This is a genomic window from Paenibacillus sp. FW507-14B1B (genome assembly GCF_058781425.1).
Map to the genome: position 1 here is coordinate 793,025 of NZ_JBYSWS010000001.1, position 26,574 is coordinate 819,598.

General features: G+C 44.8%; 35 protein-coding genes. All 35 read right to left on the minus strand.

The window, feature by feature from the left end:
• Window positions 1-51: 51 nt before the first annotated feature.
• Entirely contained in the window at window positions 52-267 is a 216-nt protein-coding gene (locus AC3WJJ_RS03660; RefSeq protein WP_492538093.1) for a hypothetical protein, read from the minus strand.
• Window positions 264-1,520, minus strand: a complete 1,257-nt coding sequence (locus AC3WJJ_RS03665; protein WP_492538095.1) for a tail fiber protein — start codon at window positions 1,518-1,520, stop codon at window positions 264-266. Before AC3WJJ_RS03665 ends, AC3WJJ_RS03660 begins: the two co-directional genes overlap by 4 nt.
• 12 nt (window positions 1,521-1,532) lie before the next feature.
• Window positions 1,533-2,090 (minus strand): phage tail protein, encoded by a 558-nt coding sequence (locus AC3WJJ_RS03670; protein ID WP_492538097.1) that lies wholly within the window; start codon window positions 2,088-2,090, stop codon window positions 1,533-1,535.
• Entirely contained in the window at window positions 2,083-3,207 is a 1,125-nt protein-coding gene (locus tag AC3WJJ_RS03675; RefSeq protein ID WP_492538099.1) for a baseplate assembly protein, read from the minus strand. Before AC3WJJ_RS03675 ends, AC3WJJ_RS03670 begins: the two co-directional genes overlap by 8 nt.
• A complete protein-coding gene (locus AC3WJJ_RS03680; RefSeq protein ID WP_492538100.1) occupies window positions 3,207-3,536 on the minus strand; it encodes a hypothetical protein in 330 nt (109 codons plus the stop codon). Before AC3WJJ_RS03680 ends, AC3WJJ_RS03675 begins: the two co-directional genes overlap by 1 nt.
• Complete coding sequence (locus tag AC3WJJ_RS03685) at window positions 3,533-3,940, minus strand: phage tail protein (protein WP_492538102.1); 408 nt, start codon at window positions 3,938-3,940, stop codon at window positions 3,533-3,535. Before AC3WJJ_RS03685 ends, AC3WJJ_RS03680 begins: the two co-directional genes overlap by 4 nt.
• On the minus strand, window positions 3,937-4,425 hold the full coding sequence (locus tag AC3WJJ_RS03690; protein WP_492538104.1) for a phage baseplate assembly protein V: 489 nt from the start codon (window positions 4,423-4,425) through the stop codon (window positions 3,937-3,939). The genes AC3WJJ_RS03685 and AC3WJJ_RS03690 overlap by 4 nt, the downstream gene beginning before the upstream one ends.
• Window positions 4,426-4,427: 2 nt before the next feature.
• The gene (locus tag AC3WJJ_RS03695) at window positions 4,428-5,546 is read right to left on the minus strand and encodes a phage late control D family protein (protein WP_492538106.1); all 1,119 of its coding nucleotides are present in this window, start codon (window positions 5,544-5,546) and stop codon (window positions 4,428-4,430) included.
• Entirely contained in the window at window positions 5,543-5,758 is a 216-nt protein-coding gene (locus tag AC3WJJ_RS03700) for a tail protein X (RefSeq protein ID WP_492538108.1), read from the minus strand. Before AC3WJJ_RS03700 ends, AC3WJJ_RS03695 begins: the two co-directional genes overlap by 4 nt.
• On the minus strand, window positions 5,758-8,622 hold the full coding sequence (locus AC3WJJ_RS03705) for a phage tail tape measure protein (RefSeq protein WP_492538109.1): 2,865 nt from the start codon (window positions 8,620-8,622) through the stop codon (window positions 5,758-5,760). Before AC3WJJ_RS03705 ends, AC3WJJ_RS03700 begins: the two co-directional genes overlap by 1 nt.
• A gap of 3 nt (window positions 8,623-8,625) precedes the next feature.
• Window positions 8,626-8,772, minus strand: coding sequence for a hypothetical protein (locus AC3WJJ_RS03710; protein WP_492538111.1), 147 nt, complete (start codon window positions 8,770-8,772; stop codon window positions 8,626-8,628).
• A gap of 23 nt (window positions 8,773-8,795) precedes the next feature.
• Window positions 8,796-9,146, minus strand: a complete 351-nt coding sequence (locus AC3WJJ_RS03715; RefSeq protein WP_492538113.1) for a phage tail assembly protein — start codon at window positions 9,144-9,146, stop codon at window positions 8,796-8,798.
• Between the two features lie 18 nt (window positions 9,147-9,164).
• Window positions 9,165-9,689: a phage major tail tube protein gene (locus tag AC3WJJ_RS03720; protein WP_492538115.1), complete on the minus strand. Its 525-nt coding sequence runs from the start codon at window positions 9,687-9,689 to the stop codon at window positions 9,165-9,167.
• A 13-nt stretch (window positions 9,690-9,702) separates the two neighbouring features.
• Complete coding sequence (locus AC3WJJ_RS03725; protein WP_492538117.1) at window positions 9,703-11,142, minus strand: phage tail sheath family protein; 1,440 nt, start codon at window positions 11,140-11,142, stop codon at window positions 9,703-9,705.
• 2 nt (window positions 11,143-11,144) lie between these two features.
• Window positions 11,145-11,465 carry a hypothetical protein gene (locus AC3WJJ_RS03730; RefSeq protein ID WP_492538119.1) on the minus strand — a complete coding sequence of 107 codons (321 nt, stop codon included), beginning with the start codon at window positions 11,463-11,465 and terminating at the stop codon, window positions 11,145-11,147.
• Between the two features lie 4 nt (window positions 11,466-11,469).
• Entirely contained in the window at window positions 11,470-11,970 is a 501-nt protein-coding gene (locus AC3WJJ_RS03735) for a hypothetical protein (protein WP_492538121.1), read from the minus strand.
• On the minus strand, window positions 11,967-12,533 hold the full coding sequence (locus AC3WJJ_RS03740; RefSeq protein ID WP_492538123.1) for a phage tail protein: 567 nt from the start codon (window positions 12,531-12,533) through the stop codon (window positions 11,967-11,969). The genes AC3WJJ_RS03735 and AC3WJJ_RS03740 overlap by 4 nt, the downstream gene beginning before the upstream one ends.
• Window positions 12,530-12,868: a hypothetical protein gene (locus AC3WJJ_RS03745; RefSeq protein ID WP_492538125.1), complete on the minus strand. Its 339-nt coding sequence runs from the start codon at window positions 12,866-12,868 to the stop codon at window positions 12,530-12,532. The genes AC3WJJ_RS03740 and AC3WJJ_RS03745 overlap by 4 nt, the downstream gene beginning before the upstream one ends.
• Window positions 12,869-12,900: 32 nt before the next feature.
• The gene (locus tag AC3WJJ_RS03750; protein ID WP_492538127.1) at window positions 12,901-13,095 is read right to left on the minus strand and encodes a hypothetical protein; all 195 of its coding nucleotides are present in this window, start codon (window positions 13,093-13,095) and stop codon (window positions 12,901-12,903) included.
• Between the two features lie 21 nt (window positions 13,096-13,116).
• Window positions 13,117-14,157 (minus strand): major capsid protein, encoded by a 1,041-nt coding sequence (locus tag AC3WJJ_RS03755; RefSeq protein ID WP_492538129.1) that lies wholly within the window; start codon window positions 14,155-14,157, stop codon window positions 13,117-13,119.
• Between the two features lie 16 nt (window positions 14,158-14,173).
• On the minus strand, window positions 14,174-14,566 hold the full coding sequence (locus tag AC3WJJ_RS03760; RefSeq protein ID WP_492538130.1) for a head decoration protein: 393 nt from the start codon (window positions 14,564-14,566) through the stop codon (window positions 14,174-14,176).
• Window positions 14,566-15,717, minus strand: a complete 1,152-nt coding sequence (locus tag AC3WJJ_RS03765; RefSeq protein ID WP_492538131.1) for a head maturation protease, ClpP-related — start codon at window positions 15,715-15,717, stop codon at window positions 14,566-14,568. Before AC3WJJ_RS03765 ends, AC3WJJ_RS03760 begins: the two co-directional genes overlap by 1 nt.
• Window positions 15,717-17,399: a phage portal protein gene (locus tag AC3WJJ_RS03770; protein ID WP_492538134.1), complete on the minus strand. Its 1,683-nt coding sequence runs from the start codon at window positions 17,397-17,399 to the stop codon at window positions 15,717-15,719. Before AC3WJJ_RS03770 ends, AC3WJJ_RS03765 begins: the two co-directional genes overlap by 1 nt.
• Entirely contained in the window at window positions 17,396-17,626 is a 231-nt protein-coding gene (locus tag AC3WJJ_RS03775) for a DUF6148 family protein (RefSeq protein WP_492538136.1), read from the minus strand. Before AC3WJJ_RS03775 ends, AC3WJJ_RS03770 begins: the two co-directional genes overlap by 4 nt.
• Before the next feature lie 29 nt (window positions 17,627-17,655).
• Window positions 17,656-19,515, minus strand: a complete 1,860-nt coding sequence (locus AC3WJJ_RS03780; protein WP_492538138.1) for a phage terminase large subunit family protein — start codon at window positions 19,513-19,515, stop codon at window positions 17,656-17,658.
• On the minus strand, window positions 19,512-20,021 hold the full coding sequence (locus AC3WJJ_RS03785) for a hypothetical protein (RefSeq protein WP_492538140.1): 510 nt from the start codon (window positions 20,019-20,021) through the stop codon (window positions 19,512-19,514). Before AC3WJJ_RS03785 ends, AC3WJJ_RS03780 begins: the two co-directional genes overlap by 4 nt.
• Before the next feature lie 372 nt (window positions 20,022-20,393).
• A complete protein-coding gene (locus AC3WJJ_RS03790) occupies window positions 20,394-20,573 on the minus strand; it encodes a hypothetical protein (RefSeq protein WP_492538141.1) in 180 nt (59 codons plus the stop codon).
• Window positions 20,563-20,724 carry a hypothetical protein gene (locus AC3WJJ_RS03795; RefSeq protein WP_492538143.1) on the minus strand — a complete coding sequence of 54 codons (162 nt, stop codon included), beginning with the start codon at window positions 20,722-20,724 and terminating at the stop codon, window positions 20,563-20,565. Before AC3WJJ_RS03795 ends, AC3WJJ_RS03790 begins: the two co-directional genes overlap by 11 nt.
• Window positions 20,725-20,803: 79 nt before the next feature.
• On the minus strand, window positions 20,804-21,376 hold the full coding sequence (locus tag AC3WJJ_RS03800) for a hypothetical protein (RefSeq protein WP_492538145.1): 573 nt from the start codon (window positions 21,374-21,376) through the stop codon (window positions 20,804-20,806).
• A gap of 575 nt (window positions 21,377-21,951) precedes the next feature.
• Window positions 21,952-23,154, minus strand: a complete 1,203-nt coding sequence (locus AC3WJJ_RS03805; RefSeq protein WP_492538147.1) for an SGNH/GDSL hydrolase family protein — start codon at window positions 23,152-23,154, stop codon at window positions 21,952-21,954.
• Between the two features lies 1 nt (window position 23,155).
• Window positions 23,156-23,878, minus strand: coding sequence for a hypothetical protein (locus AC3WJJ_RS03810; RefSeq protein ID WP_492538149.1), 723 nt, complete (start codon window positions 23,876-23,878; stop codon window positions 23,156-23,158).
• A 57-nt stretch (window positions 23,879-23,935) separates the two neighbouring features.
• On the minus strand, window positions 23,936-24,178 hold the full coding sequence (locus AC3WJJ_RS03815) for a hypothetical protein (protein ID WP_492538151.1): 243 nt from the start codon (window positions 24,176-24,178) through the stop codon (window positions 23,936-23,938).
• A 200-nt stretch (window positions 24,179-24,378) separates the two neighbouring features.
• On the minus strand, window positions 24,379-24,819 hold the full coding sequence (locus tag AC3WJJ_RS03820; RefSeq protein ID WP_492538153.1) for a hypothetical protein: 441 nt from the start codon (window positions 24,817-24,819) through the stop codon (window positions 24,379-24,381).
• Between the two features lie 65 nt (window positions 24,820-24,884).
• Entirely contained in the window at window positions 24,885-25,742 is an 858-nt protein-coding gene (locus AC3WJJ_RS03825) for an ATP-dependent DNA ligase (protein WP_492538156.1), read from the minus strand.
• A 54-nt stretch (window positions 25,743-25,796) separates the two neighbouring features.
• The gene (locus tag AC3WJJ_RS03830; protein ID WP_492538157.1) at window positions 25,797-26,264 is read right to left on the minus strand and encodes a hypothetical protein; all 468 of its coding nucleotides are present in this window, start codon (window positions 26,262-26,264) and stop codon (window positions 25,797-25,799) included.
• Window positions 26,265-26,574 lie beyond the last annotated feature (310 nt).

The following is a 26,574-nucleotide window of genomic DNA, read 5'->3' on the forward strand; positions in this document are numbered from 1 at the left end:
AGGACAAAATAAAAACACCTTGCGGCGTTTTGCTGAGACTTTCTTATTTCCTTAAATAATGTCGTTAAATCCGTATGAGTTGGTAGGATCAGCGTCCCTAATAGCCTGCTTGACGTCTACCCCTTTAGATACCGCTTCCTCTATAACTAAGCCGAATAACTCAACAAACACGTCAATCGGTGTCAATATAGAAACTACAGGATCAACAACAAATATGATTTCTCTGTCATGAGATATCGGATATGTTTCAATGATCCAATCATTCATTTTCCCACCACCTGATACGTTGCCGCTGCATTTGTATAAAGTTCACCTCTGACCCTTGCCTGGCTTGAACCAAATAGTTCAAGGTTGAATTGGTTGTCTATAAAAGATTGATTTCTTAGAAGACCTAGTAGTAAGTCATACGTTGCTGTACCTAAACCATTGGTCGCTATGCCCACATGATGTATGGGCCATCCTGGGCTAATGTATGCGTCTGACCTAAACGGAATGGTGATTGATCCTGTTATAAATGGTTTTCCTTCAACATAAGTGGCCTTAACCTTACCAGCACCGTCATGGTAGCCTTTGGGGATTATATATTCGGCATTTTGTGTGGTCAGGTTCCTAGTAACATTCCCATTGTTCGGCATTGCGCCCGTCAATCCATTAGCCCCTTCGTTACTATACGTCTTACCAATTAGCACATCCGCGGCTGTAGCATTTCCAGTTGCCTTGATTATTGCTGCCATCTTCGGAATTAACTGCGCCCATGACTCACTTGTGGAAGCCGTAATACCTATGGAATTGAGCGCGGCAACCACTTCCGTTTTACGATCAATTCCAGCTTGCTTTCCCGCAAGAGCCTCGGCATAGGCAGAGTCCGCTTTAGCTTGAGCTGTTGCTGCTGCTGAAACTCCAGCACTCCCTCGATCATAAGCAGCCTTAACAGCCTTAGGCGTTGCAGCTTCTGTTTCAGATGTGCTATTCGTTGCATTAGAGAGCTTTGTTTTACCTTTAAGCGTAAGAGATGCGTCCGGAATATCGACATCAATCATCGCAAGTGCTTCTTCTAATTCTGGATGAGATACATACACAAGGGATTGGTCTATATTAGCTGTCACATTCTGTGCCTGCCCTACAAAGGCACGAACATCAAAACTCTTCTCAACCACATCACTACTCTCAGCAGGAGGAATGTAATCTGCAGTCTCACCAGCATTTGCATACAGATATAATATCTCTCCTTCATCCGGATCCATTGCGTACAGACCGAGCTCACGGAAGTAAAAGCCAGTGGTCACGTCCTGATTAGATAATGTGAAACCTACAATAGCTTCATCAGGCGGACGCATCTTTAACTTTGTAACAGGGACTGATTTTTTTGTACTAATAAGATTCGTCATGGTCGGAAGTAATTGTCCTGATAGACGTCCATCACCAATTGCGAATCGCGAGTAATTCAATTTGACTCCAGCTTGTGCCTTAGCCTGAAGAGCAATCCCTTTGCTTGTTAACGCTTTAGTAAATACAGACATTTCATCACCTACCTAAATTCTGATAAATTCACCAACTTGAAATACGAAGCCAGTGTAAAGTCGGATCTCTTCGGTTTGAGACAGTATCACACGTTCCAGATGAGCGCTTAGACGTTTTACGGAATCAACAGCGCGATAGAACTCTTGCGCTCGTTCCTGAGTGACCGTAGGGTTATTGGTGGTCACCTGAAAGTTTCCCGGCTCTCCGCCGTACTCAAACCACTCTTGCACTTGACCTTCACCAAAGAGGATTGTTATCAGATCCTCGATCGCTGCCGGAGTCCCCTTAATCATGTGAGTTTCTTTAGCTCCAAGTAACAGCTGTCTCTTCTGTTCCAGAGGGAGTGATGTGTCGTAGTAGTCCAGATGATCTTGCCAAGCTCTCTCGTCTGCCTCGGCATCAGTGATTTGTCCTTTAAGCAATCTAGTGTAAAAAGATAAGTCCTTAACTTCCTGCGTAAGCTGGTGTACGTGACTATCCAGTGCACGAGCTGCAGCTGATACCGTTGGATCCGCTTGAGCATTAGGCGGTAACAGATCATAAACGCTGATCTGATCTATGTTAGTCATCAGCAAGCCCTCCATCGACCACATTAACCGTCGCTTCCTGTGCAACCTGAAGATCAGATATATCCATAAAAGTCGGGGCAGTTACTACGACTCTAAGCGCACCAGCAGACATAACACGCCAAATAAGCTCCGATGGATTCACATCCCTTCCGAGCTTCGATCTTTGCCACAGCTTATATGATTTTATCGCATCACCAACACGTGCCTTGATCACTTCAGACTCTGACGCTCGATCCCTGCTGATGTAATAAGTTAGGTTGATATCATAGGTGACAGCTGTAGGCGCCTGAACCGTTACCTTATCTGTTAATGGCCTTACCTTACGTGCGTTGATCTTTTCAGCAACCGCAGTTAATACCGTCTCGGTTGGGATTATGCCACCTTCAAGTAATGGTACGACAGTCACCTCTGAAGGTGCCTCTGAGACAGCTGCTACATCTACGATAGCCGCACTTGCTGTCTTCGCCCAGTATTTATACCCTTCCTCTGGTCCAGCCGTAGAAAACGATTCGGGAGCCATCCTTATACGTTCACGGTACGAATCGTCATCCTCTGTATCTGCGCCACCTGCCGTGGTCGTCAGGTTGGTAACAGAAGCTACAAAGGGTAGTGGATCGTTCAAAGCATTAATCTGTCCCGGAAGAAATCCATTACCGATCACGCCCGGAGTTAAGCACTCAACCATAACGTCAACCGCTGTTGCACCTGCTGGGATCGTCGCCGGGCCTTTGGTTGCAAACATAATCGTGCCCTCCGCTCCCTCAGGTGCGACCCTAATACCTGCTGGAATAGTTTGATCAGCTAGGAGTGGAATCGATAAATTGATTCTCACTGTGGTGACTGCGGGCTCTGCTTGAAGCCTAGGTGTCTCGGGTTCACCCAAGTAATCCAAGACAATCCCCTTGGCATACCTTAGAAGTTCACCTTTAGCAACCTTGTTAATTAATACTCGCTGCTGGATGATCATTTGAGCAAAGGCCCGTAAAGCAAGCATCTCAGGGTCTGCGCGATTGAGTTTCCGTCCAGTAAACCCTTGGAAGACGGCAACCATTTCTCCAAACACTTTCTCCGCATCATCTTCCACAAACTTAATATCCGGTAGTTCAACCAACGCCATTATTGCTCCACCCCCTTCTCTACAAACTTGATGATCGGTACCAGCTTACCTTGTTCAGCATCTTCTTGGCTTGTCTCAAATGTAATGCTGGTTACCACAGCCCGAGGCTCACCTTCTGTGATTGCTTCCGTGAGCTCATTAACCAACAATGCTTGACTAACGAGAAACGGCTGATCCAAGACCTCAGCAGATATACCAAAGGCACGATCCAGAGGGACCGTGCCAGCAAAGGTGGTAGCTATGACCTGTATGTTTTGTTTTATCGATTCGATACCTGTGAGACCAAACCTCATTGTTGGTTGCTCGCCTATAACCTTGTGCTCAATCATACGTATTCCTCCAATGTGACGGACAGGTCAGCCCTCAAGAGATTTCCGTCTCGATCAACGTCTTTCCATGATTGGGTTAGGCTCATGATTTTCCACTTCCCTTGCCCAAGAGCTTTCCCACCGATCTGCAAAAGCAGCACCTTTCCTTCCGTCTGATACTTTAGGAGCTTTTCCATCTCAACACGGGGGTTCATACCAAGATTCACATCAAACGACATTGTGAAGGTAATCGTATCAAGCCCCGGACCTTGGAATTGGCTACGGGGCTTCTGGAGATGAATGTCGTTTGTCCCCCAACGAGCTGTTGAATCTCTTTGAAAGTCGGTAAATGTCCTAACCTTTCTCGGAGTTTTAAACGACGATATAAATACGATATCTCCTAACGCACCAAGCCCTATACTCACAATATCTCACCGCCTCGTGTGATGCTGCCATCAACAACAAGATTTCCTACTGTCTTTACATTACTGCCGAGTTTTACGTCTCCATCTACAGTCAGTTTGCCTGAGATAGTGACATCTCCATCAAGCATTACGCCACCACCTGCTTTAACCATCAGCTTCTTGGTTGAACGGTCATAATAAACATGAGATCCATCCTCGTACCAAATACCTCGCTGATCAGGCGTGCCAGGAGGATCTTCCTCATCATCGATGACTCCAAGGCAAATACCTTCAGATACCCCACTTGCTAAGAACAAGCACGCCACCTCTTGACCTGGCTCAGGTAAATCATTTCCCCTTGCCCATCCACCCCGATTAAGCACTGGAAGATCACCTGATACCATGTCCTCTCGATCTTCAAAAGTAACTGTTATTGTTCCTGAATCCGGATCTGAGGTGGAGCACACACCGATTCGGAATATATTTCTTAATGCATTTGTAGACATGCTTACCACCCCAGAACTTTGCGTATTTGTAAATCTGTCGTATATGCTGATGATCCAATCCGGTGAGTTGCACTAACAACGATGTATTTACCATCGAATCGACCGTACCCCTTTACATTGATCGTAATGCCAGCAGCCAATCGTATATCCCCATCAAGCGTAAATACAGCAAGTCCTGATTGTTTGTTTTTCTCTCGAAGCCTGTTTTTAGCCAGACGCTTTGCTTCGGCAACAGTTTCGACTCGCTCATTGATTCGGAGCACCGGAAGACCTTTTGCATTCGGCAGGCTGTATTCTCCTATAATTACTTTTGGAGTAGCCTGTGCCTTGGCCGCTGCTTTAATTGTCTCAGGCTTGTCACCCTTGCCCTTGCCTTTTTTCTTCTTAGCTTTCTTAGCTGGAGCTGGCGGTCGATAAGTAACGATGCACTTGCCGTATGCTGTTGTTGTGCTACTCTCACTAAATCCATAACTGAGTATGCTGCTCTTACCTTTAACGATATCCAAAACAGCAGGCTTCTTCTCATATTCAGCCTCGTCAAATAGGACCAAACTTCCTCCTGAAATCTTGACGGCTATACCCTCATCTTTTGCTTTATCTACTAAAAAGGAAAAGTCCGTTTGTTCGCTCTGATCCAGACGTTCATAGGTTGGATTAGCTGTAACAGAGTACACAAGTTTGAGTTTTGCGCGAGTTGCTATGTCCTGAGCAATGGTCTTAAGCTTGACCTTTTCCCAAGCCTTTGTGCGCTTCTCCTGTTTAGCCTGAGCACCTTCAAGCGGTAAGGCTAACGCCTGTATAACCACCTTGTCGGGAGGACCATCGATGTCGATAGCATCAACCTCAAAGGATCCGCACGGCAATTTCGCTTTCTCACCAACTTTATCCCAATTGACGACTGTAATTTCAGCAATAAGCTTGTCACCAAATTCAGGCTTCCAAGTATCTTGCCAATTGGCCTCTCTGTCATCCAGCGTCACAGATATACTGTCCTGATCTCCAGGAGCTGCATCCTCATAAGTAAAGTCCTTTAGGTATTTACTAAGGTATTCGGTGCCCATCTCTTTGCCGTTATATTTGAGCATTAGAGACGACCTTCGTCCATCCAATACCGTTTTCATGAGCCAACCTCCTCCATACGCCAAGGTGGAAGAGTAGAAGATACAGAAACGGGAACATCCGGGATGTTAAGGATAACACCAGCCTGAAATATTACTACTTCTACATGATCAGGATTTGTGTTCATGAGAGGAACCATAAACGATTCTTTTCCCGCAATAGAAAAAGCGATACTATCCCAAGTATCGCCTTGAATTGTTCTATATGTTTTCATCACGCCAAACTCACCCTTTGCTGTTGACGTTTATATGCTTCAAACTCTTGCTTAAAGTCAGTCCGATTCCTGTTGTCCATTTCTTTTATCGCTTGGACATCAGCATTTCCTTGGATGACATATTGAGGATTATAGATAAAGTCCCCTCCTCCGGATCCTGTAGGCTCAGCCCCAATTAATCTAGCAGTAAGAGCATGGAGATTTCGGGAACGCTGGTCTTTCCGAAGTGGGATTGCCATCTCAGGACCTGCCTCGCCAAAGATAGAAGGTTGATCAGCATAACCACCATCAGCGAATGCTTGCATGGTCTGTTTACCGCCAATTCTCGGAGGCGTCATGTCGCCCATCTGCTTCCACACAACACTTACATTGATCTGCTTATCAATTGGCAAACCTGCCATCTCTCGATTAAGTTCCTGCAGTTGAGCTTTTGCAGCGTCAAAGCGAGCCTTTTCTTTTGTTGTTAATGTGTCGTACTTGGCTGATTGCTCATCGATTTTAGCACCAAGATTGAGTTCAATTAACGCCACCTGACTGTCATAAAGATCTTGGAAACTGTTAGTTGCCTCAGCTATTTCATCATTCGTTTTATTAAATGCTTCCCAGCTCTTGGTTGCAGCATCAAGTAAATCTTGAGGAGCTGTATCCAAAAGTTGTAGCTGATCTCCGAAATCTTGGCCAGTTACCTCTCTTACTTCCTTTGCCAATGCTTGAAGCTTTTCTATGGCTTCATCAGTGCCGAGACTTTCATTGTCCATGATTGCATTTCTTTGGTTAAGGTAATCGAGTAACTGGACATGTTGTTTTGTCGCTTCTTCATTCGTCCGACTATATTCTCTTGCCTTTTTAGTTAGACGGTCGTATTCTTCCTCCAGCTTAGGTAAATCAGCTTCCGCATTCAGAATTTTGTTTTCTAGATCACGTTTAGCCATAGCAAGCTGAGTCTGGTTCATTTTATCGACAAGTCCTAGCTGCTCCCGAAACTTACCGCTCTTAGCATCTTCAGCGTTCAGAATTTTAGGGTTAAGATCAATTAGTTCTTGTTCTACAAGAGCCATCTTTCGTCGTGCTTCGGTTAATTGAGCAGCTGGTGTTTCTGCGTTGTTGATTTTGTCAGAAAGGCGGTCATATTCCCTAATCAGGTTCTTTGTTCGCTTTGTCTGATGCTCTATATCTCCATAATCATCAAAAGCACCATCAAGAGCGTCACCCATGTTTATTAATGCTTGACGCGCTTTTTCTTGGTGTCTTTGGTATGCAATAACACCTATTGAAAGAGCACCGACAGCACCCACTGCTAAGCCTAGAGGATTGGTCAATAAACCAGCCATTCGACCGAACTTACTAACACCCTCTGTTGTGTCAAACACAGCCTTACCCACTTTACCAAAGTCCTTGGCGATCCCTACTGTGTTTTTAGCAAGCAAAGCAGCTGGAACCGCAAGACCAATAGCTTTAATTACATCTTTATTGTCTTTGGCCCATGCAGTCATGTCCTTAAGTACTGGCATTAAATCCTCACCGATGGGTACGATCACTTCATCCATTAACTCTCGACCTAACACCTTGAGCTCGTGAGCGAGGTTATCATACTTAACGGCAGCCATGTCTTCCATAGTGCTCTTGGTCATGTCGAATTGGCTATTAACTGACCCCATTGCCTGTACAACATCCGACTCAAGGTCTTCCCATTGGGTACCAAATAGAGCCACACCAAGTTGCGCTTGAGCTAGAGGATCCTTGATTGCAGTAAGTTCTCTGATGACTGACTCCATTGCATCCTTACCAGACATCGTTCCATCAGTCAGGCCATCCAGCATTGCCTGTCCTTCGCCCATCATCATGCTGATAACCTTGTAAGTAAGTGCTGCCTTTTTGCCGCCCTTTTTCAGGTTAGTGACCATTTCATCTGCTGTTTCTTTACTAACGCTGCCAAGCAACTCCATGTACTCTGTGCTCTTTTTACCGTTCTTCATCAACGCAGATACAAAGTCATCAATGTTATCTGGGGCGAATAACTCAGCCAGGGCATCACTTGTAGAGTCACTACCATCCTTTATCCTGATGTTAAACTCCTTAACTGCGTCCCCAACCTTATCCAGATTAAACGCGCCCTTTTCTAGACCGGCGCTAAACGTATCAAACATCTCGTTAGCTGAGTATCCCAGTGCCGCAAAGTGCGGAGCGTATTCGTTCGCAGAATCGAGCAATTCGCCTGACTTATCAAGACCTTCCTGAGCGCCTTGAGCTATCAAGTTCATTGATTGCTCGGATGTGATCCCAAACTGCCTCATCATGGTGTCTGCTGTTCTCACCGATTCAGGAATATCAAAACGGAATACATCCTGAAGCACAATCGCATTTTTGGTGGTCTCCGCCAGTTCGTCCCCTTGCTGTTTAGTGACGTTCCGAGCAATAACCAAAGCGTCTGTGAGGTCATTTACGCCCTCTCCAAGTCCTTCACGGTACATTGACTGAGTTATGTCTTGTAGCCCTTCTAACTCAGCCGCAGTAGCTCCTGTAGCCGCTCCTAATTGACCTGCCTGAGCATCAAGCTCTCCAATGGTACTTACCATCTCTCCAATTGATCCGGTTATCTTCTCAATAATGGCGTAGGCACCTGTAAACTGCAGAGTACGCTCAAACACTTGACCGAACTCTCTTACATCTTCACGGAGCTCGTGAAAGGCTCCGCCAGCTTCTCCTGCATCTCGGGTAAGACGATCAAGACCCTTCGCTCTTCTGAGCTGTCCAAGATCTTTTTCAAGTCCTGTAACATCCTTGCTCAAGTTATCGAATGTCCTCGTTAGTCGGGGGTCGATATTACCATTGAGTTCAAACGACATTTCATACTTTTTTGGCATGGTCTATGATCCCCCTCCCTTCCGAGCCTCGTATTCTTCATAAAATTCATGAGCAGCCGCATTCCATTCATACAACGTCCAGATCGGCACACTCATCCAATAAGAGACATCTGCCTCCATAGCGCGAGATAACCTTATTGCAATTTTCATGATGCTACGAATAGGATTATCCGCTAAACCCAACCGTTCAAAAAATCTTTTGCAGCACCCGTCACTTTCAAAACATCACGTACGGGGAGGGCCTTGATCATAAATGGATCCACCCCTGCCGCTTTAGCAGCTGTAACCATGAGATAAGCTGGATGTTCATCTTTAAACTGAATAAAGACATTCTTCTTGCCTTTGATAAAGTCCATAAAATCAGACTCAATTGCAATCAGGTCATCTCCAGAAAGTTTGTCAAAATCCAGTGTCAACTCCATGTATTCCACGTCATTCCATGAAAAAGGCCGTGACAGCTTGATTACCGTCCCGGCCTTTTTTACCTCTTCTAAATTTTCAGTGCTTACCACTTTATCGCTCATTTCGTTAACCTCCTCTTATTAAGTCAAACCCAACGCTTTTCTAACGTCTGCAAGCATGTCTTTCCCTTTAATGCGATAAATATAGTTAAAACGATCAAACTCAAACTCCGCTTTACCGTTTATAAAGATCTTGATGTAGACAACCTCGATGTTATTGGTCGTATCGGTTGTAGCGTTCTGTGCCAGAGTTCCGAGATCTACTCCTTTACTCATACCTCGAACGACGATCTTAATCGATGAGTAATCAGTTTTTGTGTTTTTTGTATCCCATCCGCTGAATGCCCCCCGAATTTCCAATCCGCCATTCAACTCCATAAGAGAAAACACATCTTGATCGATAGTCCTCCAGGTAATACCAAGCTGCATTGATTCAAAGTGCCCCTCTGCTGGAACATCCACCGAACCAAGTATGCCTGCTCCAGATACCGGGTCGGTCATAAGAGTCAACGAGGGGAGCGCAACATCTCCAGTTGCAAAGCTATCATTACCGCCTTCCTTGTAGATGCTCAAGCCCGTCAATTTAATAGGAATTTTTCCTTTCACGCTTAAAACCTCCTTAAGCCGCTGTTAAAGCAGCAAGATATGATTGGTCATATGAAACAATAAATTCGATTTCCTGAGCCATTGAAGGCGGTGCGATGAAGATACGGTAAACCATCTTGCCGTTGCCAAGCTGATCCGTTGGATTATCAGTTGCTCGGAACTCAACACGACCACCAAGAAGATAGCCAGCACCGACCAGGCCATTAAGCCAGACGTTCGCTCCGTCAGCGATGGACTCGATCAGGCGAAGATTCAGAGGATTGTCTACCTGTTGCCAATGTCTCAGTACCAACTGGTTTTTAACGTGGCTGAACATCCGACGAACCGGAATAAATGCACGTTGTGCATCTTTAAACTCAGGATAAGCACCCGTGTAGTTACCCCATGCGTTAAATCCACCGTTCCAGCGAATACCTGTTACAATGCCGTTTGCATTCAGAACATTGGCCTGATCAAACGGGATCCGTACTGGTGAGCCATCAGCATAAACCAAACTATCCGCTGTGATCGGCTGATTTGATGGAGTTTGATACGGGAATCCCTCGTTCAGCTGATCAGTAGCCACCATACCCGCTGTAACGAGTGTAGACATGTGATACATATGCCCTTTATACGTTGCCATCGGATATGTGTTGGTCTGCAGGTGACTGATATAGCCGTTATCCTCTTTCCACTTCACGACATCAACATACTTCACACTTGCATCAAGATCAGTAACTGCATGAGCCTCAAAGAGACCGTTGATAGATTGAGCTTTTGCCACCATTACAGCAGCCACAATCGGATCATCTGAATATCCTGGTGCCACGATTAAGTTAGGAATGAATGATGTCTCAAGGAATACATCCTCGATCAACTCCAATCCTGTTCTGCTACCTGTAAGGGAGTCAGTCCCACCGATAACCCTAGATGCATTGACTGCTGACGGATTCAGCGTCTTATATCCGACTTGTAGAGATCCTGTTCCTGATGCAATAGCCCCACCACTCATAACGGAGATGACGAGATGCCCTGCATCGTTAAACGTCAAAGTATAGTCCGTACCCATGACATAGGTTGTCGGACCATTCGCAACAGTTACAGATGCTTTAAGAACACCTTCTTCTGCAATAGTGTGCATTCCATCAACAAACTCCGCTGAAGTAGCTGCAGTAGTTTCTGTGTCAGCAATATCCAGCACGTTTACGAATGCGATAGGCCCCTGTTCAGACTCCACAAAATGGGCATAAGCAGCTTCGCAAAGTGTGTATTTCTCCCAGTTTTCGCTGTAACCAAGCTTTCGCTTAAAGTCGTCAAAGTTAGAAGCCAGAATAACTCTGTTCACTGCTGCTGCAGGGTTAGATGCGAGGTTAATTGGTGCTGTTCCGAAATACACCGGCAGAGTATTGGCTTGCTCGACTGCCTTCTTCGGTTCAAATACCTCTGTGGCTTTGACTCCGTGAAATTCAGACATGTTCAAACTCCTTTCAAGGACAAGAGTGCGGTATTTAATGCCGATCCTGTCAGTTTGATTTGTTTTAATGATTCTTGCAGCTTATCCACCGGAACAAATAACGCTCTAATATGTGGATACTCTGCGTATAACGCCTCAAGATAGGCTGGGCGTCCGCCTAAAAACACCTGATTCGTTCGGAGTCCAACCCCGTTCTTGCGGATCGATGGTCCTATATAAATCAGCTGTTCAGGTTCTGTGACCATCTCACCTGAGTCAGTCTGAACTTCCTCGGATGATTGAACCTCTTCCTGATCCTGCTGTTCTCGTTTCTTAGTAGCCATGCTTTTAAACCTCCTGTACTATTGATGGCATTTCCCACGTCGTGGACATATAGCCCATCCAATAGGGTTCAGCTTGTTCTTCGAAAAATCCATATGAGAGTGGCCGTGTTAAGCGAGCAGGCCATCCTTCATATGTTTCGCGTAAAAAAGAGGCCCTGACATGCTCCATAAGATGTAATACATCCATGTAGCCGCTGGAACCTCTTCCCTCACAACCAAATATAAAATCCATGTTCATCGTGCGATACCCTTCTTCGTTATCTTCTGCCGGTGTACTAAATAGGATGATGATAAACGGCAATCGCTCGTCTTTCTCATCTTCGATCGTTGTATCTGCCGGCTTAATATCCGTTTCAGGGACTTGATCCTCATACTCTGGCGTTGCCCTTGCCGGAAGATCGACCTGATAAATGTTCGGAGCCAATCTATCTGGTCCGAAAAACATCTCTTTCGTTATCTCCTGCAAATACGCCTCAAGCTGATTCATTAATATCGTAGGAGTCACATCTTCAGCCTCCCTAACATACGATCCAATTCATGCGGTAGGCGCTTCTGCATTTCCTCACCGTATACTTGCTGTACATGTTGGCGAACCTCTTCATTACCAACCATTGAAGGTACAGCAGGACCACGAAGCTCCTTGATCGGTAGACGCCGCTTGCCTTCCCTCATAAACACTCCCAAGTGAGTTCCAGCAGTAGCGATAAATGCACCCGGAATTGGTTTCTTAATTCCATCTCGATACACAGCAGCCTTCAACGACTTGGGGGCTGTCTTCAACTTTCGTTTAGGGGCAACTGAAAACTGGATCAATGGGATCGTGTTCCCTTTGGAAGTCAGTACAGCCTTAAGATTATTGCCCGCGGCTCTCTTGATACTGAGAGTTTGGACTACCTCTTTTTGCTTGATCACGTATTTCTCACGAACCTTACGCCCTGTCTCAGTCTTTGAACGCTGCGTAGCCCTGTTAATGCTGGACAAGACCGCTTGACGCACAGCCTTGTCCATTTGCTTTAGGGAACGACTAACCTGCCTAAAGTTGCTTTTGACTTCTATCAGATCACTCATGGCCGCTTACCATTAGCCTGTAAGACGATCTTCAAGATTCCCGTATCGTTCGAGACACCCATCACTCTGTACTGCATAAAGTCCAAATAAAAATTCTGGTCCACCCTTGGGGTATAAACCAGAATTTTAGGATCGATATGGATGATTGCATTATGCGCAGAGACACCGTCTGCACTTTGAATTGGTCTGCCATCTAGAGTGAATTTCTCGACGATCATCTTTAGCGGCCGATCCTTCTGACCCTCTTTCGATTTCTCATCAGTGTAGGTCGTGACTGTGTGTATCTCGGCAAATTCATTCGAGTTCATGAAAGTCCCCTGAACGTCTTTCGCCATTTGCTCTCGGAGATTCACTGCGAATCAGCTCCTTAATTAGCTGCTTCTTCCTTTGCTTTCTTAGCTGCAGCTTCTTTGATCGCCTTTGCCTCAGCTTCAGGATCTTTGATTGCCTTTAGTTCAAGCAGGCGATCAATATCCTCTTTTTTCATGTCTTTAGGGACTTCTTCCCCGATTGCGATTTTCTTACCATTATGACGGATGTTCCATTCAGCAATATATCCCATGATTATTTATCCTCCTTTGGATTAAAGAACTTTAGCTACGTACCAGCCATCAACGTTTTCAGGAACACAAATCGGACGGGAAAGCAATTGCAACACGCGTTTAGGCGGCTCCATTTCTCCCCACACTTGCGGGTAGACCTTAGCTTCTGCAAACATAAAATTACCGTCTTTATCAGCCACTAGGTTCGCTCCGTACAAGAATTCGAAAGGTTTACCTTCAGGCAATAAGGCAAGTGTACCCTCAGGAATATAACTCACTTCATCGCCTGCCTCATTTGTGTAAGAGTTTGTATACGACCAAATCTCCAAGTTTGCCTGACGCAGGTAACCGTGATAAATTACCCCTTCTGGAAGGATTCTTTGATTTAGATCACCCACATCCAATGTTTCCTTTTTGGCTTCGATCAGTTTCAGCAAGGTTGGATGATTTACAATAGTACGAGCAACCTTCGCGGTAGTAAGTACTTTACGCACCGTCCGACCGCTCTTCTCCATTACTTCCTGTACCTTATCGGTTAAATAAGCAACAACGTCAGTTGTGGCGTTAGAGAACAAATCCGATCCCGACAAGACTTCTTTGTTCGTGAAACCCCAGTCAAGAATCTGACTAACACCCTCACCGATCTGCTCAGTTTTACCAGTGAATATGATCTCTGAGAGTTGTTGAACTTTACGACGATCGATAGTGTCCGTAAGCTCGGCTAAGTCCTTGACGATCAGTTCCTGATATCGTTGTTCTGGAGTTTTAGGGTTCAACAACGTCTCACCAGATTGCTTTACTTTCAGATCATGCCGAGTGATTACGCGCATCGGTTTCAACAGCGCAGGTTTGTACGTCTTGGAAGTAAATCCGGTACGCAGTACAACCTTACCGGGAAGCAATTCGTTCACGTATGGCGCAAGAGGACGGTGACCCTTTTTGGTTTGAATCTCGATCTCATCTGTCGTGAAAGTATCGCCCTCATTAGCGAACGTATTCGTTAGGTAATAGGAATCCTTCGGGAATGCTTCAACAACCTGTACTAGTGTTGGAATTTCTAGAATTTCGTGATATGATGCCATGTTTTTTTATCCTCCCTTATTTAACTACTCGTTTTGTGATCAAGCCGATTTTACGCATTGCTACTTCATGTGTGGCCACTTTATCAGCGCCACCAAATTTAAGTGCATCACGATTGAATTCCCCATCGAGGTATGCTGCAGCGCGAGCATCACCTGTGGTCGCATCAACAACCATGTCAGCCAAGATGCAATACGGATCTTGGGAACCGTCTGAACTAGCAGAATTGACTGGAACCGTGATTGGCGTACCTGCATAGAGGTCACTTTCAGCCAACTGGCTTACACGCCCCAACACAGTGCCTCGCGTCACCACACCGGAACCAGATTTAATGATAATCGCCGTCATTCTCTCCGCCTGTACTCCACCTGCAAACAATTCATCAAAAGCTGGGCTTGTATACTCTGCCATTACTTACGACCTCCACTCTTCATTTTTTGAGCCATAGCAACCATACTGGCTACTGTATCGGCCTTCTTCTCATCCTTGATAGCGTCAGGCGTTTTGGCTTCGATTGTCACTACTTGATCGACATTACTTTCCTCAGCATCCTGTTGGCGGTTCTTGGCTTCTTGACCGTTGCGCTTCATCGATGCTTCCATGACCTTCATTGCAACATCCTGTACTGTCCCACCATTCGTAATAGCTTCGTTCACAAATTCAGCCGCACCTGGTGCTGATGCGTATGCTTGCAGAGAAGTGACGCGGTCACGCTCAGCCTTTTCTGCACTATCTACAATTTCGTTGTAAAGATCAGGATGTTTTGCCTTCAGTTCATTTTGATCCATTATTGATTCTTCCTCCTTCGTTTGCGGTTCAGCATCATCTTCATGCTGTCCATCTTGATTTCCCAAACTGTTGGACAGCTCGGGCGTAATTGCCGATAAATCCAGACCAGCAAATAGATTTCGCTTGTCATCACTCTTGACATCGCCTTTGAGCACGGCGTTGATCAGCACATCTCGAATCTTTGTTTCCACATCCGGTGGAATCTCTCCGCTGATGCTGTTCGTCACACTCATCAAAGCATTCTCGTCATCAAAAAGAATTCCATCCGCAAAACCAAATTCAACTGCTTGTTGTGCATTCATCCAGGTTGTTTTGTTCATCAGATCAATCAATTCTTCTGTACTCTTCCCAGTCTTAAGGCGATATGCATTGGTAATGCCGATATCAGTGTTGTTCAGCATGTTAGCATTGCTGAAATGAATATTTTTGTCCCCGTCTGTCCCTCTTGCCGCGTTATGAATCATCAATTGGGATGGTGGAGACATTTTTATCTCATCAGCTGCCATTAAAAAGAATGAGGCGGCACTGGCTGCTACACCGGTTACTTTAGCTGTCACCTTTCCGGGATATTCCTTCAAAATGGTGTACACTTCGGAACCAGCAAACACAGCTCCCCCTGGAGAGTTAATGTATAACTCAATATCTTCCCCTCTAGCATCATCTAACTCTTTCGATAGCTTGGCAGCTCCGATATACGGCATGCCAAGCCAGTCATATAACCATGTGCTTCCATCTCCAATCACTGGGCCGTTAAGTTTGATTTTCTTCGGCATTAGTTTTGTTCACCCCCTTTCTCGTCGTCATTGTCTTCATCACCTATACTTGAAGGTTCTGATTGGGTAACTGGTGCCGCCCCTTCAGTCAGACCCAATTCAGCTAGACGACCTTTCTCATATGCACGCTGCTGAACGTTCTGCTCCCACGACCCACCGTTGAGCTCTGCTGTTTCTCGTTCAGCTGTAGACATGTTGTACTCAATACGACTAATAGCAGCAGCTACTTCCTTGGTCGGATCAAGCAGCCCTTGAGATGGACCGTGCCATTCTGCTCGTGTGTAGGCAGCAAAAATAGCCGGATCATCAAAGATGCCGGGTGCGTCAATTCTTCCTTTGGTCACTGCCTCCACAAACCATTCTTCATAAATGGGCTGGCAGAACGTTTTTGATAGCCAAGCGCGGCGCATACGGTACATTTTCCAAGCTTCAAGAAGCGCACCACGAGAAGCTGAATAGGAACTCGTAAACTGCTTGGTCAAGATCTCATAGGGAAGCTCTAGAGCAGCGGCCATCTGTTTAAGCATGGCTCGTACAAAGGCTTCGTAGTTTGGATTCGGCCTCGTTGGGTCGGCAAACTTAACATCCTCGCCCGGATCAGTCCGCATGATTGCACCTTGACCGAGCTTAATCTCATCCCCAGTAGCTCCTGGAGTATTTTCAACGCCATCCAAATCTTCATCATCCATCCCAATGCCATCAAAAGGGCTTCCTCCCTCATCATCTGCAGGGGTTGTGATGAAGACCGTGTACATCGATGTGATGACTGCCGCTGCAAGCTCAGCGTTCGTGTACTGACTAAGCTGCTTGAGCGATTCAATGATTGGTGCAATGATCGGTATTCCTCGGCGCTGCCCTGGTCTTTCTGCTTCAAACAAGTGAAGTACATTCACCCGTCCAGTGCGCTTGCCGTATTTTTCAACGCGAACCCATTCATTCGCACCACCAAGACTATAACCACCTGCACCAGGATGGCGGTTGCTAAAGTGATACGCAACAACCAAACCATCAGCATCTACCTCAACACCTGACTGAATGCGATCCCTTTCAACGTTGACCTTGTCTGGAGGAGTTGAACACCTGTCTGCTTCGATCAAATTCACCTTCAGGTCATACACTGACCAAGGACGTGGCTTATTCGGCATGAGTGCAAATACATCACCGCTCATAAGTGTTGAGATGAATGCAAGCCCCTGTAGTTCATAGAAGTCGTTAAGACCGGCAGCATCACATTTGGTTGTCTCAGCCCATAAAGCCCACTCTCTTTGAATGGAGCTTCGAAGTTTCTCCGCCTGTTCCTTTGTTAAGCCTAAGAAAGATGCGTCAAAGGCAGGATTCAACCTTAAGCCTGTACCAACGATGTTGGTCCTCAGCCCTTTATGAGCTGCTGCGACGATGTCAGATCCCATGTGAAGATCCCTTGCTCTTTCACGAAGCTTAGGAACGTTCTGGTGAATGTCTATATCAGCATCACCGACTGGAGTCTGCCAGAAGCGCATTGAGGATTTACTTGTGCTGGCGCCATGCTTACCATAGCCCCGCCCGTTACCTCCGGATCCTTCGACTAAACTGTTGGTGACTTTGCGTATAGCTTGATGTCTCACAACTTCCGTCCTTGCTTGTTCTCGCTTGGCAGCGATCCCCGGAGCAAATACGTTTAATGCCTTATCAATGATGTTCATCGATCAACAGGGTAAAACCCCGCTGTTCTGGCGCGTCGTTTACCGCCATTCTCATATGCGTCAACGATACGACCGTACTTTCGTTTCATCATCTGCACCGTTGCCATATCAACACGAGTCAAGGATCTTCCTGCAATACTGTATGACATCCCCGTTGCTATAGCGTCCTCAGCTTCGTTCCACATTTGGTATTTCGTTTTGGCTTCTTCGTATGAAATTCTCGGCATTTTCCCTTTTTCACCTCCTTCCAGTGGGGCTAGATACTGCTAGATACGTTCTTTTTCTTCTTACGAGAAGGTCTTTTCACTTCAGCACCACCTTCCCTCGGATCAGGTAGAGGGATATCAAAGTTAGGGTTTACCATTTCAATCGCTGCACGATTGTACACTGCAAGGTCAAGAGCTTCATTTCGAGCTCTTGTTTGCACCCACACAGAGTATGGCTTCCCCTCTTTGTGCCTCGTAACAAGTTGTTCAGCTGTGAGCTGTAGGAAATATTCTTCGTCATACACAAATGGATCCGGTCTATCTGGATGTGGTAATGGGAATCGGCATGATCCGGGCTTACCTGGTTCTAAGCTGAGCGATGAAAATATAATTGACTTCCCCTCGGACACACCAACTCGGACAACAGTCGCTTTCGGAACGTTGTTTGTGCTGATTCCGTTGAGGAGTGGCGTCTCCTGACCGTCTCCCTTTTCCTCCCCCTTAAGAGCGTAGATGTTTCTAGCCTGTCGAGGCTTGCAAAACTTGTACACCTTGAGCGTAAAGTGACCACCGGAGTCTATAAGCGTTCTGACCGGACGAAATGCACGGCCATACTCATCCCTCCAAGTGCGTGACAGAAATTCATCTAACTCTTGCCACGGCTGCGGCTGATTAAGGTCTCCAACAATGATATGACGCTGAATTCTCCAGCTCGAAAACCCCTTACCCCATCCGACTACGTCAATTTCAAACCGTGTATCCTGAGTATCTACGGCAGCCGTGATATATCGAACGCCTTCTGGCACCCTCGCTTGATACATCTCACGCCGATTCAACAGGATCTCATGCTCAAGCTTCTGGCCCTCTTCTTCCCACGTTTCCGCAAGGACTGTGTTAATGAATACCTTTAGTGCCTGTTTGCCCTCTGCGTTCGCCTGTACCCACTCTTTGACGGCCATTTTCCATGTGTAATTGATGGTAGCGGCAAGAGCTGATAGGTGGAATCCTCGCGTTGTGGCGTGCTTTTTACCAGCGATCCACTTCGTTCTATTCTCATAATCCCTCTTCCACTCATGTTCCTCATGCATGGCCCCACACTTTTTGCAAGCATGATGAACTTCTATACACTGGCTCGTTTCTTCATCGTACTCATACTTGATCTGAGACCACTGCAATGTTTGGAGCTCATCACAACTAGGACACATGAAATGAAGTCGCTCTTGCGTACTGTCTTCGAAAAGCTTTTCAATTTTCGAGTGTCCCTTAATAGTAGGAGTCGAGACGAAAATCATTTTTCGATTGTGGAATGTCGTTGTACGCTTGATTGCAAGGTTAAGTGGATCCCCTTCAGTTCCTGCAGACTTCGAAAATCGATCGATCTCATCCGCCAACAGGATCCGGATAGGTTTAGAAGCAAGTGATGCAGGAGCGTTCGAGCCTGCGATGTTTATCCGGCCCCCTGGGAAGCTCTTGTAATAGATCGTATTGCGGCTGTCTCGACTCTTCCCCTTTCCAAAAAGCTTCGATAATTGAGGAGAATCACGGTACATTGGCATTAATCTGTCGTTCGAAAAGTCCCTACCAACACCCAAATCCGGCTGTACCATCATGATCGGTGAAGGATCGTGTCCGGTGTAATAGCCAATTACATTGAGTTGGACCGCTGTTTTCCCCAGTTGAGAGCCAGCCATAACAACAACAGACTCTACTTCCGGATCACTGGCAGCGTTCATAATCTCACGTTGGAAAGGTGAGCGGTCTGTACGCCAAGGACCAGGTTCGGCAGAGTCTTCAGGAGACAATACGCGGTGCTGATCTGCCCATTCCCATACCTTTAGTGGTTCAGGTGGTGCGACCAGCTTTATTGCTTGTTTTAACAGGTTAATCGTTCGGCGTTTTCCTATGTTCATGAGGAATCGCCACCAAATGGCTTTTCTTCTTCCTTGAACGGATCGTACTTCGACAATTCGACCAATGCCCGAGTGAATCTATCTTCTAGCAAGACCCTGATCTGTTTGGCATCCGTCATATAAGTCAGTTCCGTAGATAGCTGCGGTGGAAGAACCATGATCATCCCCCGGAAGTTAACGCAAAGGTCGCTCCACGCTTCTAAAACATCTTCAGTCGTATGGAGATTCTTACGTTTCTCCTCCAACTCAAGTAGAGCAATCTCTTTTTTGATCTGCTCATGCTGAGCTTTCTCATCGTTGTAACTGACCTTGCCCTCCTCAGCTACACCCGTAATATGCTTAATGTAAGCTTGGACTGATTCAGCTAGGTTGTATTTCCCCCGTGACACTTGAGTGAGGATTCCGTCACGGGTTAATTGACTGATCCATTGCTTTGTTTTGCCTACGATCGCGGCGAATTCACTTGTTCCAACTATGCCTTCCGGCTTCTTTTCTCCTTTCCTCAATTTCATTCCCCCACTTTCCCTTTTGTCTCTGTATTTTCGATGACGTTTCTAGACCGATTTCAGGGCACTTTTTAGAGCCACTTAATTAGAAGCGATTATTTATTCAAACCAAGCACAAATAGCCCTTAAATGAGCTCTCATTAGGCGAGAGGTACATGTAAAGGGAAAGTGATTTTGAAAAATAAATTCTAGCGCTATCTCGGGGTCATCCGCACCCGCACTCAATCTGAAGCTCCAGAGGGACCCATGACCGCCTGTGCGCCCGATTTCGCCCCCTGTTTATATATCTTTGTGTATTTATTCATCTCTGTTACACGACGCCTGTATAGTGCCTTGTAGTTTCTCTAGTATCGTGTCGTATTAAGGACGCACTCAATCCTCATAGTCTTCTTCAGCTGGATGTGCTAATCCAACCTTGACCATGTACTCCATCTCTAGATCCAGCACTCTATTAATATCTTCAATACTCACAACAACCCCAGACTTCAATAGTCCGTCCTGTATAAACTGAGCGCACTCTTCCTCGCTGAATACTGGCTGTTCACTGTTCATGATTCGATTCCACCTTTTGCTCAAATCTCTTCTCAATCAGATGAAACAATCTCGCTCTTTCTTCTGCTGAAAGCTTAGATAAATCACTGATATCCAAAGACTGCTCTATTTCTTTCTCACCAACTCGACAGATGGTTTTTAACGAAATCATAGATTTTCACCCTATCTTTCTAAGCTTTAAAAAAACACCCCATCAATTTGAGGTGTTCACGTTTTCCTTGTTGGCTTTTTTAGTTAATGAAATGACCGTTATATTTCCACTTGTTATCCACTTTGACAAAATCAAAGGTGTAGAGCTCAGCATTACCTTTTTCGGACTCGCTGGTTAAGTCAATTTGGAACCTATCATCATATTGAGAAAAACCTGTATATTGAAGTTCGTTCATTGGAGTATTTAGAAAACTAATTTCGCCATATTCGTCGGTTACTATCTTATCGCTGTTCTCGGAGATTTTAACATTCGGTCCAGCTATAGATTTCAAGTAATTAAAATCCTTATTATCCATAGCAACCAAAAGTTTAAATGATTCATTAATGAGGTCTTTGGCCGTGTCATGCATTTGAACTAAGCCTTCGAGTTCGTCCACCCTATGTTTAAGTTTAGCATTTTCTTTACGGAGAGAATCCTTCTCTAGATCCGTAACAGTCTCTTCCAGAGTTGAACCGGCTAGATCAGTTACTTTGCTCTCCTGAGTTAAACCGACTGCAACCTTCTGTTTAACATCGGCGGTTGTTTTATCATCGGTACAGCCAATAAGGGATAGGGTAGCAATCAAGGACAGAATAATTAGTGATCTTTTCATTATACACCTCCTATTAGATCCAAATTATACCACTTATGGATATAGACAAACAAGTAATCCCTTTCGTCGTAAACTAGATGTCTTACATGGATCAGAATTATCTTTCTATCAAAAAAAACCACTCAATTAAGTGACTTTTTATCGTGTATATTCCCTTTATAGCACTAAAGTTACTTAGTACGTGTTTTAAGATCAAAAGCTGGGTCATTGTAGAGCATGACCCAAAGAAAGAAATAAGGGGTTCATAGCCACCCCTCTGCCTTCGGCATTCACCCGTCCTAGTCCCGAAACTGAAAAGACGTTTCGCGACACCGTGTTTTAAATGATCTCTCTTTCAGATCGTTGAAGGTCAACTTCATACGATTGCTTCGCTCCGTACTTAAAAGCATCTGTACTTAGTTACTAGAGAGATAAGAAGGACAAACCCATTATACTGATGTTCAGAATAAGCCGTCAAAGAGGATATGGGTTCAAATTTGCCCGTTTTCCACATATTAACTCATTAAAGATGCGTAAATTCGTTGTTATTCGCTCTTTTTTAAATGTGTGAATTAATCGGCATGTCATAATTTTCGTCAGTTTAGGGATACCAGTAAATTGCGAATTGGAATCGCCATATCGTTATGCCCGATAGTATGAGGATGAATACCATCTTTAGTATAGTTCGGCTTCCATAAACCCGTGTTTCTACCTGTCTCAACAGCATCTGCAACTTCTATATAACCATCAATATGTCCGTCACCACCAGCGCGTATCCAATCGTTGATAACACTTCTTGCGCTGGAACTACCTCCGGCTGTATTGGCTCGTGTAGGGGTTTGGTTCTCGACAGTTGCCCATCCATCTGTAGATGTTGTATGTGGCGTAATTGTGGTCTGATATACTGGGAGACCACGCTTTTTCAAGGATGTCCAAACCTCTGTAAGAGATGCTTTTATTTGACTAACAGTCTGAACTGGGTTATCCATCGCTAGGTCATTCGTTCCATAGTTACAGATAACCACATCCCCATCCATAGCCCAAACAATTCTACTCTTGCGCTTGGATTGTGTCCAATCATTTGCTTTCTGTCCATTCATCCCAAGCGTTACATATCCCCATCCTGCTCTCATAGCACCCAACTGTAAAAAGCCTATATCACCAACAGGGTGACCATCAACAGATATATTTTCGTGACCTGCGCCAGTTGATATGCTATCACCTACGATAACGAGCGATTTAAATTCCTTATCAGTTGGAGTCGCATAGATCATAACTGGCGCAATACTAAAGCCTGTTCCACGCGAAGTGAAAGTTGTAGCAAGTGTTTGGTCTCCATCTGCCCAACCTTCTCCACTGTTATTAATCCAAGTTGTCAGCCCAACAGGGAACTTACCTCCGGTAGGAACAACAACATGAGAACGAACAAAAAAGGTATCACCCTTTTTAAGATCAATTCCTATAGGATCGAACTCGACTATCCCACCTAGTTGTACCACTGTTGAGGTCCGACCTCCTGCATATGCTTGATAGATGGTACTTCCTATTTCAACTGTCACATTTAAAGTATAGTCGGTTAAACCTACCACACGATCATCTTGAAAAAAGTTTGCATACACAAGCCGTAAAGTATGACAATCTGTTAAAGCTTCATGCTTGGTTCTATGGGTTATGTCAATATCAGTCCCATTTGATGCACCTGAATAATATTTACTCCGAGAAATGGCAAATGTTTTTCTGTTAGCGACTCCTTTACCTAGTTCAATCGCTAATGCTCTCGCTATACGATCAATTGTCATATTACGCCACCGCCTTGCCCTTGATCGTCACATTACCACCAGCCACCGCGCTGATTCTTGCCCTAAACTTATACCCTGCCGGAACTTCCACTTGCCAACTCTCTGGAGCTGCATTACTTCCACCTGTAGTCTGAGGACCAAACTTAGTCGGATCACTCACGTTAAACGCTGTATGCGGTCCAAAGACTCCGCTTGGACCAGCGATCTCAAATACGACCGTTCGGCTCGTACTGGTCCCGACAATCTCAAAAGTCAGTGTGTAGTTGCTATCGCTCGGTGTAAACTCCGTTCCATTACCTGCAGCTGTAGCATTGTTCTGAAGTGTTATCGATTGAACTGATGCTCCTGCGAGTCTTACTTTTTGAACTCCGTCCGGATCTAAGCCATCAGCAGGGTTAATAATCTGACCAGCACTGTTGTACTGTCTACTTGGTACTGGCGTTTTAAAATATTCACTATTCATTACATGATTCACTCCCTCACCATTTTCGTTACCGCCCCCTGCGGTCAGTAGATCATGATATGCCTTATATTCTTGCGTCCCCTTAATCTGTGTCTTCTTCCTGGCTTCAGACAGAAGGTGAACGGGGACTAGAAGCCTTTGCACAGGTCCTGAAAGCTGCAACGCCTTGAATGCATGCTCTGGAATACCATTAGAAAAGACCTGATTAGGTATCAGACCTTTGTACGGTGGACCAATGTATATTGTTTGATTTCTTATCACTCGAATCACCTCCCCTCTGCGGTTTTTATGTAAAAGAAAAAGCACCCTGTTGGGTGCTTATCCTTGTGACTTTCTATCACAAACATTCTTCATGTATTCTAAGGCTCCATCGAGATCTTCTTTGTTTGTATCAATCCAACCGTAAGTGTGTGAATGAGGCTTGTTAACCGCCGATGCATACCCCATAAACTTCCCATTGTTATCTTTGGCTAGTTTTACTTCCCAGTGCCACAAAGACTGAGACATAATACTGCCCACCTCAGTTTTCACCTGATACAAGTACGAACTTATTTGATTCAATTAGATCACTCTCCTCGACATCATATTTGGACATAAATTCATCGATTCCCTTTAACAAGAAGTGCTTTATAGGAAAGCACCACTTAAGGTGTCCCTACTGTATATACGATGTAACTTATAAAATATGGACCACATAATCTAATATTTCATTCGTGATTTCATTTGAAAATAGAGTTCACAAAAAAAGCGCCTTGTGGGTGCTAAGTTTGTGCAATTGATGTAAGTAATGGCTGAACAGAGCTATACACTGTATTCAATAATCCGAATAGAGTCTGAGCTGATTCCACCGCAGTTCCTAAAGAACTGATTTTTTCTAAGGCTTTTTTAAATTTACTATCGGCTTCCTCTTTTGTTTTAGCAGCACTTATACTCATTATCTCGCTTAACAGTTCAATAATCTGTTCTTGCTTCTCATTGCTGTCATGAACGAGCTTTACCAGTTCAGCAATCCCACCAGTGTTCTTCTCGATTCCCTGCAATGTATTTAAGATTGATAATTTATACTGCTCATCTTTTTCTTCCCTTTGACGGTTTTCTTCATATAGAGCATCTTGTGCATCACTTATTTGTTTTCCCCATTCGCGCTGACTTGCTTTGATTCTTTCAACCTCTTTTAAAGGATCCTCAATTTTAAAATTCATCTTTTCAAACTCCCCTCCTCGACATCACATTTCGACATCAAGAGGGTGATTCCTTCATTATCAAATTAAACAACAAACTCCACAAATGCCGGCGAACGTAACAGCCCCGACTTCGTCCAGTTCCGGATCTTCACCTTCGCCTGAATCCTCGGATCCACGTAAACGAACCTCTTATCCTCACCAGTTATAAGCGACTTGCTAACTCCATAGAAAGCTTTCTTTGCGGTTGGTGGAACACCTAATTCTATAACCCCAGCGGGCCGAAGTCTACCTGAGTCTGTCGGAACAGCAGCAAGCCATCCAAACTCCTCTTTCCGGTACCCAGTGATAAAGACATCGACATAAGTCCAGTTGATCACCTTTTGCCATGATGGAGATCGTCGGCATTCATAGATGCTGTTCTTTTTCTTTCCGACCATACCCTCAAGTTGCTGTGCTTCCATCTGAGCAAACAGCGCCTCACCTGCTGCTTCTACATAAGGAATGATACCGAAGTGTTGATTCGGCATTTGAAGACCACTCAGGATCTCTTTACGCTGCATCAGAGGCAATTTACGAAGATCCTTACCTTTGTATCTAAGTATATCGAATACAATAAACGTTACGGGTGATATACTCATCAGCTGCTGAATGCGTGGCTCCTTCTTGGCTTGGAACCGGATCATTACAGTCTCGAAGTCTACACCACCTGTTTCAGGATCAGTGCAGCACACTTCGCCATCCAGGAGTATGTCATCATCAAATGGTGTCAGTAACTCAGGATACTGCAAGGTGCAGTCTGTCTCATGTCTGGTGTATAACCGGATTCGTCCATTCTCCTGAGAGAACAGAAGACGATGTCCGTCGATCTTTGGTTCAAATATATAATCCTGATGGCTAAAAGGACCATCAGTAGTTTCTAATAACATTGGATTGATGAACATAAAAACACCTCTCCTCGATTATACCGTGAGGTACGATCAGTGAGAGGCGGTAAATTATGAAAGATGCGCTCTAAGAATTTCGTTAATTCTATTGTCGCATTCCTCTTGTTTTAAGTGGATGAGATTAGATAACTCATTTTTACAATTGATAAAGTTATCCATATTCCTTTCCAAAACCAAATGAGTCATGTGAATATGTGCTATCTGATGTATAGAGTCAGTTAAAGAACTTACTAAGGATCTATCTAACTCAATGGCTTCCGGTATTATTTTTTGCAATTCAAATTTGAAGTCTATCGCTACTTTAAATAGCTCTTCAAAATTTTCTATTCTTCCAGTATTATTCATGGCCCAAAAATGAGTTTCATATATATTTCTAATATTAATAGTTAGGTCATAAGTTTTTCTGTGCTTAAAAGGTTCATTACTTTCCTGTTGTTTCTTAAATGAATATCGCGCTGCCCCATAAGCTCCTATAACACCAATAATACCGCCTGTAAAACCGCCCCAATCAAAGGACATCTTCCTCACCCCCCAGATTGACTATTTCGACATCAATCTGGAATATCCTACAATCAGAAACCGAGAAGGGAGCTTTGCACCACTCCAATAAAATAGGCCGGCACAATGGCCGACCCGATCATTAGGGCATTCATGCCCCTGTGGTGTCCTCTTCTCGATTTCCTATGTTACAAATATATCACGTTAAAAGCTAACGGATTCACTAACAATTAGATAATTTTTGCATTCATTTTCTATTTAATTTAGTGTACACCAATTAGTAATAATCACCTTCTTGATGAAATCAATCAAATAAGATACTATTTCAATC